Here is a 12511-nt window from a genome sequence, read left to right on the forward strand (position 1 = left end):
ACATCCCTCGCGAGGAGACGCCATGACAGCGGTCAACAAGGTGTGGCAACTGCTCTTCGGCAAGCCCCTCGATCCCCTCGATCCCCGCACCCGCCATGCGATCGCGGTCACACCGATACTCGCGTGGGTGGGGCTCGGCGCCGATGGTTTGTCGTCGTCGTGCTACGGGCCGGAAGAAGCGTTTCTTGCGCTCGGCCAGCACACCCAGCTCGCGCTATTTCTCGCGCTCGCCACTGCGGCGACGGTGTTCATCATCGCGCTCGGCTATAACCAGGTGATCGAACTGTTTCCGACCGGTGGCGGCGGCTACCGCGTCGCGACCGCGCTGCTGGGCCCGCGTCCGGGCCTGGTGTCCGGCGCGGCGCTGCTGGTCGACTATGTGCTGACGGTGGCGACGTCGCTGGCGAGCGGCGTCGATGCCTTCTTCAGTCTGTTGCCGATCGGCGCGCAGGCGTTCAAGCTCGCCACCGAGCTGATCCTCATCGTACTGATGACCGGTCTCAACTTTCGCGGCATGCGCGAATCCATCATGGTGCTGCTGCCTATTTTCATGGGCTTTGTCGTGCTGCACCTGGGGCTGATCGTCTACGGCGTGGCCGTGCACGGCAATCATCTGGCCGCCGTGGTGCCGGGGGCCGTGGGTGAAGCGCATAGCATGTCGCATGCGTTGGGACCGCTCGTGGTCGCGGCGCTGCTGATGCGGGCCTTTTCGCTCGGCGGCGGCACTTATACCGGCCTCGAAGCGGTCTCGAACAACGTCAACATGCTGGCCGAGCCGCGCGTGCCGGCCGGCAAGGTGACGATGTTCTATATGGCGTCCTCGCTCGCGTTCACCGCGGGCGGCATCATCCTGCTCTACATGCTGTGGCATGCCCAGCCGGTGGAAGGGCAAACGCTCAACGCGGTGGTGTTCGGCAGCGTGATCGACCATCTGGGCCTCGGCTCCGCATTCGCGCGTCATGCGTTGCTGGCGGCGGTGCTCGCCTTCGAGGCGGGTCTGCTGCTGGTCGGCGCGCAAACCGGCTTTCTCGACGGGCCGGCGGTGCTCTCGAACATGGCGGTCGATTCATGGGTGCCGCGTCATTTCCGTGACCTGTCGACGCGCCTCGTGCGGCAGAACGGCATCGTCGTGATGGGCGTAGCGAGTCTCGCGATCCTGATGTGGACGCGCGGCAACGTGGACATTCTCGTCGTGCTGTACAGCATCAACGTGTTTCTGACTTTCAGCCTGTCGTTACTGGGTTTGTGCACCTACTGGTGGAAGCATCGCCACGAACGCGGCTGGGTGCGGCACTTTGCGCTGTCGGCGCTCGGGCTGGCGGTGACGAGTACGGTGCTGGTGATCACGCTGATCGAGAAGTTCACGGAAGGCGGCTGGCTGACCGTGCTGGTGACGAGCGCTGTAGTGGCGTTGTGCTTTCTCATCAAACGCCATTACAGCGATACGCGCACGCAGCTTGCCAAAGAAGATGCGCTCTTTGCCGGCGAGCCGCCTGCGCTAACCGACGAAGCGGCCCTGCTCAAGCCCGATCCGGCGCAGCCTACGGCGATCCTGCTGGTGGGCAAGCATCGTGGCGCGAGCATGCATGCGCTGCTGTGGGTCAACCGGCTGTTTCCCGGCCACTTCAAGAGCATCATCTTTCTCGCGGTGGGGGAAGTGGACGCGAAGAGCTACGAGGGCGAAGAAAATCTGCAGCGCTTGCAGCAGACCATCAGCGCGTCGCTCGCCTATTACGTCGGGTTTTGCCGTCAGCATGGCATCGCCGCCGATTACCGCATGGCCTTCGGCACGCATCCGGTCATCGAGTTCATGAAGCTCGCCGACACGACCATGGACGAGTTTCCAAACAGCGTGTGCTTTGCCAGCAAGCTGATCTTCAAGCGCGTCAACTTCCTGACCGCGTGGCTGCATAACCAGACCCCCGTCGAAATCCAGACGCGCCTGCATCAGCAGGGCAGGCAGATGGTGCTGTTGCCGATGAACGTCGGCTGAGCGGCCTTCGCAGGTCGGTTAAGCTGTCTGCGGACTTCGCTGCCGTCAACGCGCAGACGTGGTACGTTGCTGGACGCGATTCATCCCGTGGATGTTGCCGGCATGCGCGGCCGTCCACCTTGAGCTGAAAACCCACCCTGAACCTTTCGCGCGCGGCGTATCCGACGTCGCCGCGCGCGAACGCCGGCCACCCGTTAGCATCCTCACGCGTGACGGGTCGTGTGCGGCGCATCCGCAAGGAGACTCGTTGTGACTGCAACAAACAAAGTGGCGCTGGTAACCGGCGCGGGCAGCGGCATTGGCCTCGCGACGGCGCGCAGGCTGCTCGAACACGGCTATAGCGTGGTGCTGACCGGACGCCGCCAGGCGCCGCTCGATGCGCTCGCCGACGAGGCGCGGCAACGCGGCGCGGACGCGCTCGCGGTTGCGTGCGACGTGAGCGATGCGGCGGGCGTCGCTGCGCTGTTCGATGCGATCCGCCAGCGCTATGGCCGCCTCGATGTGCTGTTCAACAACGCAGGGCGCGGCGGACCGCCGGTGGAGATCGACGAACTCAGCGTCGAAGACTGGCGCGCCGTCGTCGACATCAATCTGACCGGTGTGTTTCTCTGCACCCGCGCAGCGTTCGGCCTGATGAAAACGCAGACCCCGCGCGGCGGCCGCATCATCAACAACGGCTCGATCTCGGCGCATGCGCCGCGTCCGAACAGCATTGCCTACACGTCGACCAAGCACGCCATCACCGGGCTGACCAAATCCGTTTCGCTCGACGGTCGCAAGTACGACATCTGCTGCGGGCAGATCGACATCGGCAACGCGGCCACCGAGATGGCCGAGCGGATGGCGCGTGGCGTGCCGCAGGCAAACGGCGAGATCGCGATCGAGCCGTTGATGGATGTGGAACTGGTCGCCGATGCGGTGTTGCATATGGCGAATCTGCCGCTGTCCGCGAACGTGCAGTTCATGACCATCATGGCAAGCAAGATGCCGTTTGTCGGGCGCGGGTGAGGGCGGCGAAACGGCGTTGCCGCCGTTCCCGCCGCACGCCGCGTGTCGGATCAATTTATACTGACTGATCCCTGTCACCCGGATAGTGCCGTGCCTCAAGCTTCGCCGAAGGACGCACTGCGCGACCAGCCGCAGGACCACCCGCTCGACGATCCACCCCCGGTGCCGCCTGTGCGGCCCGGCCCCGACGATTGCTGTCATAGCGGATGCAGCCCCTGTGTCTTCGATCTGTACGATGACGCGCTCGATCGCTATCACGCGGCGCTCGCCGCGTGGCAAGCACGCCAGCCATCCCCGTCTAGCCCCGACCGTCCGCGCTCATGACCGACCTCCAGCCCGACACGCCCGCCCCACCCGACACGCCCGCGCTCGACGAACTGCATGACTTCGTGCGGCGCCACCCGCGTCTGTTCGTGCTGTCCGGCGCGGGCATCAGCACCGACTCCGGCATCCCCGGCTACCGCGACGAAAACGGCGAATGGAAGCGCTCGCCGCCGATCACCCTGCAGGAGTTTCTCGGCTCGCTGGCCTCGCGGCAGCGCTATTGGGCGCGTAGCATGATCGGCTGGCCGGTGGTGGCCGAGGCTCAGCCGAACGCCGCGCATCGCGCGCTGGCCCGACTCGAAGCCGCCGGGCATGTGCCGACGCTGGTCACGCAGAACGTCGACGGGCTGCATCAACGCGCGGGCAGCAGCGACGTGATCGAACTGCACGGCAGCATCGGCGCCGTGACCTGTCTGGATTGCGGCACACGGCATGCCCGCGCGACGATCCAGCAGACGCTCGAAGCCGACAACCCCGCGCTGCTCGACGTGGTCGCCGAGCCCGCCGCCGACGGCGACGCGCACCTCGAATGGCACGATCTGGGCGGCTTTCGCATTCCAGCGTGTCCGAATTGCGGTGGACTGCTGAAACCGTCGGTGGTGTTCTTCGGCGAGAACGTGCCGCGGGTGACGGTCGACGACGCCACCCGCGCGCTCGAAGCCGCCGACGCGATGCTGGTGGTCGGCTCGTCGCTGATGGTCTATTCGGGCTATCGCTTCTGCGTGTGGGCGCAAAAGATGGGCAAGCCGATCGCCGCGATCAATCTCGGCCGCACGCGGGCCGACCCGCTGCTGGCGCTGAAGGTCGCCGCGCCGTGCGCCGGGACGCTGACGGCGCTGGCCGCGCGCCTGGCGCTGGATTGACGGCTCGCCAGATGGACCTCAGATCGCCGATAATGGAACGCGGCGAACCCTTCGATGCCGTCAGCCACGACCGTTCACCAGTCGAGAGACCGCGCACGAGCCCTTATCGAACATGACCCTATCCGATCCCACGCAGCGCCAGCATGCCCCCGCCGCCGAACGCAATCGCGAGCCGATCCTCGCCGTCCTGCGGCGCGTCTTGCCCGCCAGCGGCGTGGTGCTGGAAATCGCCAGCGGCACCGGCCAGCACGTGACGCATTTCGCGGCGGCGCTGCCCGGCCTCGTCTGGCAGCCGAGCGACCCCAATCCCGACGCACGCGCCTCGATCGCCGCGTGGACCGCTCATGCCGGCCTCGCCAATGTGCGCGCGCCGCTCGAACTGGACGTCGAGCGCCCGTCGTGGGGTATCGATTCGGCTGAGGCGCTGATCTGCATCAACATGATTCACATCTCGCCGTGGACGGCCACTCAGGCATTATTCGACGGCGCGAGCCGCCTGCTCGGCAGCGGCGGTGTACTGTATCTGTATGGGCCGTACCGCCGTCACGGCGCGCACACGGCGCCGAGCAACGAAGCGTTCGACCAGCAGTTGCGCAACCGCAATCCAGCCTGGGGCGTGCGCAATATGGAAGCCGTGGCGGCGCTCGGCGAGGCGCAAGGGTTTGCGTGCGGGGAGCCGGTCGAGATGCCGGCGAATAATTTCAGTCTGGTGCTCACGAAACGCTAGCGGGCGAAGCGGTTGCGAAGGAGATTCGAACGCAGGGGCCACAGCTAGCGAGCGGCAATCGGGCATTTCTTTTATGCTTTCATCCTCGACGTCCCGCCGACGGCAATTCCGGCGCGGCGTCACGACAATCTGGAATCTGGAGAATTCAAATGGGCAAACAGGCAATCGGCGTAGTGGGGCTAGCGGTCATGGGCCGCAATCTGGCACTCAACATCGAGAGCCGCGGCCATGCGGTGTCCGTGTTCAACCGCAGCCGCGAGAAAACCGATGAACTGATCGCAGAATTTCCTGACCGTAAGCTGGTGCCGACTTTCACGTTGGAAGAATTCGTCGAGTCGCTGGAAAAGCCGCGCCGCATCCTGATGATGGTCAAGGCCGGCGCCGGGACCGACGACACCATCAACCTGCTCAAACCGCTGCTGGACAAGGGTGACATCCTGATCGACGGCGGCAATACGCATTTCACCGACACGATTCGCCGCAACCAGGAACTGGCCAAGGCCGGCCTGCATTTCATCGGCACGGGCGTGTCGGGCGGCGAAGAGGGCGCGCTGAAAGGGCCGTCCATCATGCCGGGCGGCCAGCGCGACGCCTATGACCTCGTTGCACCGATCCTCACCGAAATCGCCGCCAAGGCGCCGGACGGCGAGCCGTGCGTCGCCTACATGGGGCCGGACGGTGCGGGCCACTTCGTGAAAATGGTGCACAACGGCATCGAATACGGCGACATGCAACTGATCGCCGAAAGCTACGCCGTGCTGAAGCAGGTGGTGGGCCTGTCGAACAAGGAACTGGGCGACGTCTACACCGAATGGAACAAGGGTGAACTCGACAGCTACCTGATCGAAATTACCTCGAAGATCTTCAGCAAGAAGGACGACGAGACGGGCAAGGACCTGGTCGACGTGATCCTCGACCGCGCCGCGCAAAAAGGCACCGGCAAGTGGACCAGCCAGAATGCGCTCGACCTCGGCGCGCCGCTGCCGCTGATTACCGAAGCCGTGTTTGCGCGCGTGCTGTCGTCGCTGAAGACGGAGCGTGTTGCGGCGTCCAAGGTCATCAAGGGACCGGAAACCAAAGCGTTCGACGGCGATCGCACCGCGTTTATCGAATCCGTGCGCCGCGCGCTCTACTTCAGCAAGGTGATCTCGTACGCGCAGGGCTTCGCGCAATTGCGGGCCGCGTCGCAAGAGTACAAATGGGATCTCGACTTCGGCACGATCGCGAAGATCTTCCGTGCAGGCTGCATCATCCGCGCCCGCTTCCTGCAGAAGATTACGGATGCCTATACGAAGGACAAGGCCATCGCCAACCTGTTGCTCGATCCGTACTTCAACGACATCGCGTCGAACTATCAGGCCGCCCTGCGCGACGTGGTGATCGCCGCGATCAAGGCCGGCGTGCCGGTGCCGGCGTTTGCCTCGGCGGTGGCGTATTTCGACGCTTACCGTTCCGAACGTCTGCCGGCCAACCTCGTGCAGGCGCAGCGCGACTTCTTCGGTGCGCACACCTTCGAGCGCGTCGACAAGTCGGGCAGCTTCCACGCCAACTGGTCCTGAACGCAGGACTTCGGTCCGCCAAACGTCGCAGCCCGGCCCGCCCCGTCATGGGGTGGGCCGGGCTGTTTGTTTTGGCGCCCCGGACGCGGTAAAGGATGCCCGGGCGGCATCCCACTTGTCGGGTTGCGACGTCACGGTTGCGTCAACGGCCGGGCAAATGCGGCACCCCTTCGTTGCTGGTCAGATTCAGTTGGTGGATCTGCCGGTGTGCCTTGTTCAATTGCGCCTGCGCCGCCACCCGCTGCGCTTCCAGTTGCGCGACCTCCTTGCGCACCTGATGCTGCCGTCCCGTCACCACCTGTTCCTGCGCGGCGTTGCGCTGCAGGTCGCAGCGCAAGCGTTCCGCCTGGGCTTCCGATTGCGCGATCATCCGCGCGAGCTGTTCGTTCTGGGCCGCCAGTTGCGCGCGGCGGGTTTCGCCTTCGGACAGGCGGGTGGCCTGTTCTTCGAAGTGGTGGAAAGCGGCCTCCGCGGCGTCCAGGTCTGCTGCTTTGAGCGCTCGCCATAGCGCGCTTTCCTGGTAGAGGGCCACGTAGTAGGTCAGTTCGCGGGCATGGAACAACAGGCTCACGGAGTAGTCGAAACTTCGGAAGACCCGGAAGGGAATCAGCGCTTCTTCCTCGGCGAGCCACTCCACTTCAGCGGTATCGGCCATCTGCACGGGCCGGCCGCTCACCTGCGAGGGTACGACCGGCACGGGCCGCAAGGTGGTCACGGGCCGCGCGGTCTCGGTCGCCTCGGCGGAGGCGGGCGTCGGCGCGGCTGCGATGGAGGTGGCCGCGTCGTCGTGCGCGTCGTGTGCGCCGCGTGACGACGCGGCGCTGTCGTGGGCCACCTGGACGAGGTGGGAGGGGCCAGTGGCAAGCAATGCACTGCGTCGGTTCAGGAGACTTTTCACGGCAGTTCCTCAGAGTGACCCGCCCGACACCGCGAGGCAGCGCCGACGTGGAACATGCCGGGGCCGCAAGGCAGTGCGTGCGGTGAACGAAAGCGGAGGGGCGCAGGGGCAGAAGCCGCCGGCCCGCAGCAGTGCGAATCAGTCCAACTCAGTGCAACGTGCGATGCCGGCGCGCGATATCGTCGAACAGCTCGCTGCTGGGCTCGAGTGCGAGCAGCCACGATTCGTCGTAGCCGCTCAGGTTGTCGAGCGCCTCGCGCAGCCGCTCGAGCGCGACGGCGGGAAGCTCGACGCTTGCCTCGACACCGCTCGAGAGCCGGGCAATGCTGGCTAGCTGGACCAGGGCGTCGGCCGCCTCGGCCACGTCTGCCGCGAACACGAGGTGAGTATTGAGCAGCTCGACCAGACCAGGGGATGCCGCGACATCTTCGATGTTTAACTGCACGGCCAGAAACGTGGCTTTGTTCATCCCCGAGCTCCTCACGGACAGGACATGGCGGCGAGCGGTTCGCCTGCTGTGCGTTGCGTCAGCAAGACCCAGTATAGGCGAGGCGGGGAGGGATTCAATGCTCACACGAATTGCGGCCGCGCGCGGTGGGGCTCCGCCGGGCGCGGCCCGCAAACGGCGCACCCTATAATGGCGCGAGCGGATTCGACGGCGCAGGTTGCGCCGCTGCGCTGCACAAGCCGGTCCGGCGTGGGTCTGCCGCCGCTTATGTGCAGCGCACCATGACCTTGCCGATCAGGTCGATTCATTTGGCATACCCGGACATCATGAAGATTATCCGTAGCAAGACATTTACGGCGCAGCGTCCCTGGGGCGCGCTCGATATCGCCAACATGCGGGGCATCACTACGCGGCTGCACTGGACGGATCAGCCGTACAAGTGGCACGTCAACGACGGCGAGGAAGTGTTTGCGGTGCTCGACGGCCGGGTGGAGATGCGCTACCGCGAAGCGGGCGAGGAACGCTCCGTGCTGCTGGAGACGGGCGATGTCTTCTTTGCTTCGGTCGGGACCGAGCATGTTGCGCATCCGCAGGGCGAAGCGCGCATCCTCGTGGTCGAGTCCGAGGGTAGTGTTTGAGCGTGGCGGACGGGATTGTTTCGGAGCGCCAGGCAAAGTGCGGACCCAGGCGCCGGGCGAATGACCCGCCGGGGCGCGGACGCTTGACGATTGATTGACTCACGTGCCGAGGATTATCAGATGACAGAAAAGTCGCAACGTGCAGCTTCGCAGGTTCTGATTGCTGTTTCGGTCGTGGCCGCGCTCAGCGGTTGCACGATGACGCCGTGGGGCGAGAACTCATCCTCGTACAACGGCACCTCCGGGAGTTATCAGACCGGCAACGTGCCGACCGGGCAGGTGGCCGCAGGCTATTACCGCGTCAACCCCGGCGACACGCTGCCGGGCATCGCGGCCGCCTACGGCCAGCATCCCCAGGATCTGGCGCGCTGGAACGGTCTGCTGCCCAACGCGAGCGTGACGGTCGGCCAGGTGCTGCGGGTGGCGCCGCCGCCGGCCGGCGTGAGCCCGCCTGCTCCGGCAGGCGGCTCGGTCGCGCAGCAGGGCGCCTTGCTGTGGCCGCTGCGTGGACCGGTCCTCAAGTCCTTCATGCCGGGTAGCAGCAAGGGCATCGTGATTGGCGGCAGGATCGGCGATCCGGTCAAGGCCGCGGCCGCGGGACGTGTCGTGTATGCGGGCACCGGTATCGAGGCCTATGGGCCGTTGATCATCATCAAGCACAGCGATTCGCTGATTACGGCGTATGGCCAGAACAGCACCTTGCTGGTCAAGGAGGGCGACGCCGTCACCCAGGGGCAGGTCATCGGCGAGGTGGGCGCGGACAGCCGGGGCGTCGGCTCGATCCAGTTCGAGGTGCGTCACGACGGCCATCCTGTCGATCCGCTGACGTGGCTACCCAGAACGGGCGGCTAAGTGTGACGATGTGACGGGACGGGTGTCGGGACGCGCGCTTTTTTCGCCTGGTTTGCAGCGCGGTCGTAATTGAATACACTCGTTGGTTCACGCGCCGCCACCCCACGCCGGGAGCGCGCGAAAGCGACCCCGGCCCAGGCGCTCTCACACACAGGAATGTCAGATGATCGATTTGCGCAGCGATACCGTCACCCGTCCGAGTCAGGCCATGCTGGCGGCCATGACCGCCGCCGAAGTCGGGGATGACGTCTGGGGCGACGACCCGACCGTGTTGCGCCTGCAAGCCACCGTCGCCGAGCGCGCGGGCAAGGAAGCGGGCCTGTTCTTCCCGAGCGGCACGCAAAGCAATCTGGCCGCGCTGATGGCGCATTGCGCGCGCGGCGACGAATACATCGTCGGCCAGGCGGCGCACACCTACAAATACGAAGGCGGCGGGGCCGCGGTGCTGGGCAGCATCCAGCCGCAGCCGATCGAGAATGCCGCCGACGGCTCGCTGCCGCTCGACAAGATCGCCGCCGCCATCAAACCTGTCGACGACCACTTCGCGCGCACGCGGCTGCTGGCGCTGGAGAATACGATCGGCGGCAAGGTGCTGCTGGCGGGCTATGTGGCCGAGGCGGTCCAGCTCGCGCGTGAGCACAAGCTGGTCACGCACCTGGACGGCGCGCGCGTCTGCAATGCCGCGGTGGCGTCCGGCCAGCCGCTGGCCGCGCTGTGCGCACCGTTCGACTCCGTCTCCATCTGCTTTTCCAAGGGGCTGGGGACGCCGGTGGGGTCGGTGCTGGTCGGCAGCAAGGATCTGCTGCAGAGCGCGCATCGGTGGCGCAAGGTGCTGGGCGGCGGCATGCGCCAGGCCGGCGTGCTGGCGGCGGCCTGTATCTATGCGCTGGAGCACAACGTCGAGCGCCTCGCCGAGGATCACGCCAACGCCGCGCATCTGGCCGCGGGTCTGGCGCAGATCGATCAGGTCAAGGTGCTGTCGCAAGCCACCAATATGGTGTTCGCGCAATTTCCCTCGCAGCATTGCGTGCCGCTCGAAGCGTGGCTGAAAGAGCGCGGCATCCTCACGCAGATGCTGTATGCCTCGCGTTTCGTCACGCATATGGACGTGTCGCGCGCGGACATCGACACGTTCCTCTCAGCGGTGAAGGGGTATTTCGCGGCGCATTGAGGGGCGAGTCACTTCGCCGACGTCGGCGCACTCACCGCCGCGCGATGCGACGGTGCGAATAGCCGCAAGCCGCTGGCAATACTCGCGGCCCCTGCGAACACCGCGCCGGCCGTTAGCGCCAGCGTCGGACCATGCCGGCCGGCAAGCCCGAAGCTCAGCGCCACCAGCGCCGCGCCCGTCGTCTGACCAATCAGGCGCGCGGTGGCGATAATGCCGCTCGCGCCGCCGCTACGCTCGGGCGGCGCGCTGGCCATCAACGCCTTCAGGTTCGGCGACTGGAAAAAGCCGAACCCCGCCCCGCAGACCGCCATCCGGATGCCGATGTCGAGCACGTGCGGATGCGCCGGCAATAGCGCGAGCGACGCCATGCCCGCGGACAGCACCGCCAGTCCGACTGCCCCCAGCAGACCGGGCGGATAGCGATCCGACAAGCGCCCGGCAAGGGGCGCGGCCAAGGCAACCACGACCGGCCATGGCGTCATCAGAAAGCCCGTCTCCACCTGGCTGCGATGCAGCACATCTTCGAAGTAGAACGGCAGCGAAACGAACGCGAGACCTTGTGCGGCGAACGAGCAGACGGCAGTCACCGCGGACAGCGCGAACACCGGCAGCTTGAACAGGTCGACGGGGAGCATCGGCGACGGGTGTCCGGCTTCGCGCCGCATCAGCAGCAGCCCGAACACGACGGCCACCGCCGCCGCGCCCAGCACGTATTGGGTCGGCTCGCGCTGCGCCGCCTCGCCGAGCGCGAAGATCAGCGCTGCAAACGTGATCACGCTAAGCAGGGCGGCAACCCGGTCGAAATTGTGGCCGCCGCGCGTGGTATGGGGCAGCGCAGGCAGGGCGAACGCCAGCGCGACAATGCCCAGCGGGACGTTGACTGCGAACAGCCACGGCCAGGTGGCGAGCGACAGGATCAGCGAAGCCACCGTCGGGCCGACCGCGAACGACACCCCGACCACCAGCGCATTGAGCCCGAGGGCGCGCCCCAGCCGGTGCTGCGGATACAGGTAGCGGATCAGCGCGGCATTGACGCTCATGATCGCGCTGGCGCCCAGGCCCTGCAGCACCCGCGCCGCGGCCAGCAAGGGCAGCGTGCCGGAGAGCGAGCAGGCGAGCGAGGCCACCGTGAACACCGCAATCCCAGCAATGTAAATGCGCCGGTGGCCGACGATATCGCCAAGTGCCGCGAGCGGCAGCAAGGTCGCGACCATCGCCAGCTGGTAGGCGTTGATGATCCAGACCGACGCGGCGGGCGCCGCGTGCAGGTCGGCGGCGATGGCCGGCAACGCGGTATTGGCGATCGCGGTGTCGAGCGTGGCGAGCGCGACGGCCAGCATGATCGCCGCCATCGCGCGGCGGTTGCTGGCCGACATCGGGGCATCGCCTGGCGGCGCGTAGTCGGGGGAAAGCGGGGTCTTCGCGGACACGGGCTCGGCTCGTCGGATGGCGCGCGTCGTTCGGCGAAGCGGCTCGCGAGCGCCTCGCGGGATCGATGCAATCGCGCGGATTAAAAGGATGAAGCGGATTTGAAAGGCTGCACGCGTGGCGTGCGTGGCCAATGGACAGGCCGCACGCTCGGGCACGCCGCGTTAAACAGATTGTTACAGAGCCGGCGAAATTCTGCTGGCGGCCGGGCAGGGGCGTGGCACGGCTTCATAACGCAACTAACGGTCAAGCCCGGCCGCCGCCCCCGAACACGGGTGCTCGCGGCAAAATCAACCTCAACTAAACGAAGCCAGCAAGATCGACAGCTTGCGAATATGCGCCTTGAATGCCTCCGTCGTCTCGCGCTCGTGTCCGGCGCTCAAATGCGGTGCTTCGGCCAGTTCGACCTGCTGCTGGAATTCGTCGGCGATCCGGCGGCGCGTCTCCGGCGGCAGGGCGCGAATCAGCGAGACCAGCAGCAGTTCCTGGGCGTGGAACATTCCGAGCATGGATTGTGCGTTCATCTCGACCTCCGTCGGAGCAGGATGAAGAGGGCGGGCGCGGCGTCGGCATGCGCAGGGCAAGCGGTCGTCGAGCTGCCT

The 12511-nt window shown here is 66.2% G+C and carries 13 protein-coding genes; 9 read left to right on the forward strand and 4 right to left on the reverse strand.

Annotated features, from left to right (window positions below; all coding sequences use genetic code 11):
- Window positions 1-22: 22 nt before the first annotated feature.
- The 6 genes from BUS12_RS05365 to gndA all read left to right on the forward strand — a co-directional run bounded on the left by BUS12_RS05365 (window position 23) and on the right by gndA (window position 6474).
- Complete coding sequence (locus BUS12_RS05365) at window positions 23-1993, forward strand: APC family permease (RefSeq protein WP_074294584.1); 1971 nt, start codon at window positions 23-25, stop codon at window positions 1991-1993.
- A 249-nt stretch (window positions 1994-2242) separates the two neighbouring features.
- Window positions 2243-3001 carry an SDR family oxidoreductase gene (locus BUS12_RS05370; RefSeq protein ID WP_074294585.1) on the forward strand — a complete coding sequence of 253 codons (759 nt, stop codon included), beginning with the start codon at window positions 2243-2245 and terminating at the stop codon, window positions 2999-3001.
- Between the two features lie 90 nt (window positions 3002-3091).
- Window positions 3092-3325, forward strand: coding sequence for an oxidoreductase-like domain-containing protein (locus BUS12_RS05375; protein ID WP_253190015.1), 234 nt, complete (start codon window positions 3092-3094; stop codon window positions 3323-3325).
- Window positions 3322-4188: an NAD-dependent protein deacetylase gene (locus BUS12_RS05380; RefSeq protein ID WP_074294586.1), complete on the forward strand. Its 867-nt coding sequence runs from the start codon at window positions 3322-3324 to the stop codon at window positions 4186-4188. Before BUS12_RS05375 ends, BUS12_RS05380 begins: the two co-directional genes overlap by 4 nt.
- Window positions 4189-4300: 112 nt before the next feature.
- Complete coding sequence (locus tag BUS12_RS05385; protein WP_074294587.1) at window positions 4301-4915, forward strand: DUF938 domain-containing protein; 615 nt, start codon at window positions 4301-4303, stop codon at window positions 4913-4915.
- Between the two features lie 149 nt (window positions 4916-5064).
- Complete coding sequence (gndA, locus tag BUS12_RS05390; RefSeq protein WP_074294588.1) at window positions 5065-6474, forward strand: NADP-dependent phosphogluconate dehydrogenase; 1410 nt, start codon at window positions 5065-5067, stop codon at window positions 6472-6474.
- A 142-nt stretch (window positions 6475-6616) separates the two neighbouring features.
- Here gndA and BUS12_RS05395 read toward each other — a convergent pair whose 3' ends face one another.
- Together BUS12_RS05395 and BUS12_RS05400 are read right to left on the reverse strand one after the other, a co-directional pair.
- Window positions 6617-7372, reverse strand: coding sequence for a DUF2968 domain-containing protein (locus BUS12_RS05395; RefSeq protein WP_074294589.1), 756 nt, complete (start codon window positions 7370-7372; stop codon window positions 6617-6619).
- Window positions 7373-7520: 148 nt separating this feature from the next.
- Window positions 7521-7841 carry a hypothetical protein gene (locus BUS12_RS05400; protein WP_074294590.1) on the reverse strand — a complete coding sequence of 107 codons (321 nt, stop codon included), beginning with the start codon at window positions 7839-7841 and terminating at the stop codon, window positions 7521-7523.
- A 305-nt stretch (window positions 7842-8146) separates the two neighbouring features.
- On the opposite strand from BUS12_RS05400, the gene BUS12_RS05405 reads away from it, so the two are divergent.
- The 3 genes from BUS12_RS05405 to ltaE all read left to right on the forward strand — a co-directional run bounded on the left by BUS12_RS05405 (window position 8147) and on the right by ltaE (window position 10481).
- Entirely contained in the window at window positions 8147-8458 is a 312-nt protein-coding gene (locus tag BUS12_RS05405) for a cupin domain-containing protein (RefSeq protein WP_074297130.1), read from the forward strand.
- Between the two features lie 120 nt (window positions 8459-8578).
- Window positions 8579-9310, forward strand: coding sequence for a peptidoglycan DD-metalloendopeptidase family protein (locus tag BUS12_RS05410; RefSeq protein ID WP_074294591.1), 732 nt, complete (start codon window positions 8579-8581; stop codon window positions 9308-9310).
- A 163-nt stretch (window positions 9311-9473) separates the two neighbouring features.
- The gene (gene ltaE, locus BUS12_RS05415; RefSeq protein ID WP_074294592.1) at window positions 9474-10481 is read left to right on the forward strand and encodes a low-specificity L-threonine aldolase; all 1008 of its coding nucleotides are present in this window, start codon (window positions 9474-9476) and stop codon (window positions 10479-10481) included.
- Between the two features lie 8 nt (window positions 10482-10489).
- Here the strand turns inward: ltaE and BUS12_RS05420 are convergent, their stop codons facing one another.
- Window positions 10490-11857 carry an MFS transporter gene (locus BUS12_RS05420; protein WP_143788358.1) on the reverse strand — a complete coding sequence of 456 codons (1368 nt, stop codon included), beginning with the start codon at window positions 11855-11857 and terminating at the stop codon, window positions 10490-10492.
- Between the two features lie 348 nt (window positions 11858-12205).
- A complete protein-coding gene (locus tag BUS12_RS05425; protein ID WP_074294593.1) occupies window positions 12206-12433 on the reverse strand; it encodes a hypothetical protein in 228 nt (75 codons plus the stop codon).
- Between the last annotated feature and the right edge of the window lie 78 nt (window positions 12434-12511).

This window comes from Paraburkholderia phenazinium (genome assembly GCF_900142845.1).
GTDB lineage: Bacteria > Pseudomonadota > Gammaproteobacteria > Burkholderiales > Burkholderiaceae > Paraburkholderia > Paraburkholderia phenazinium_A.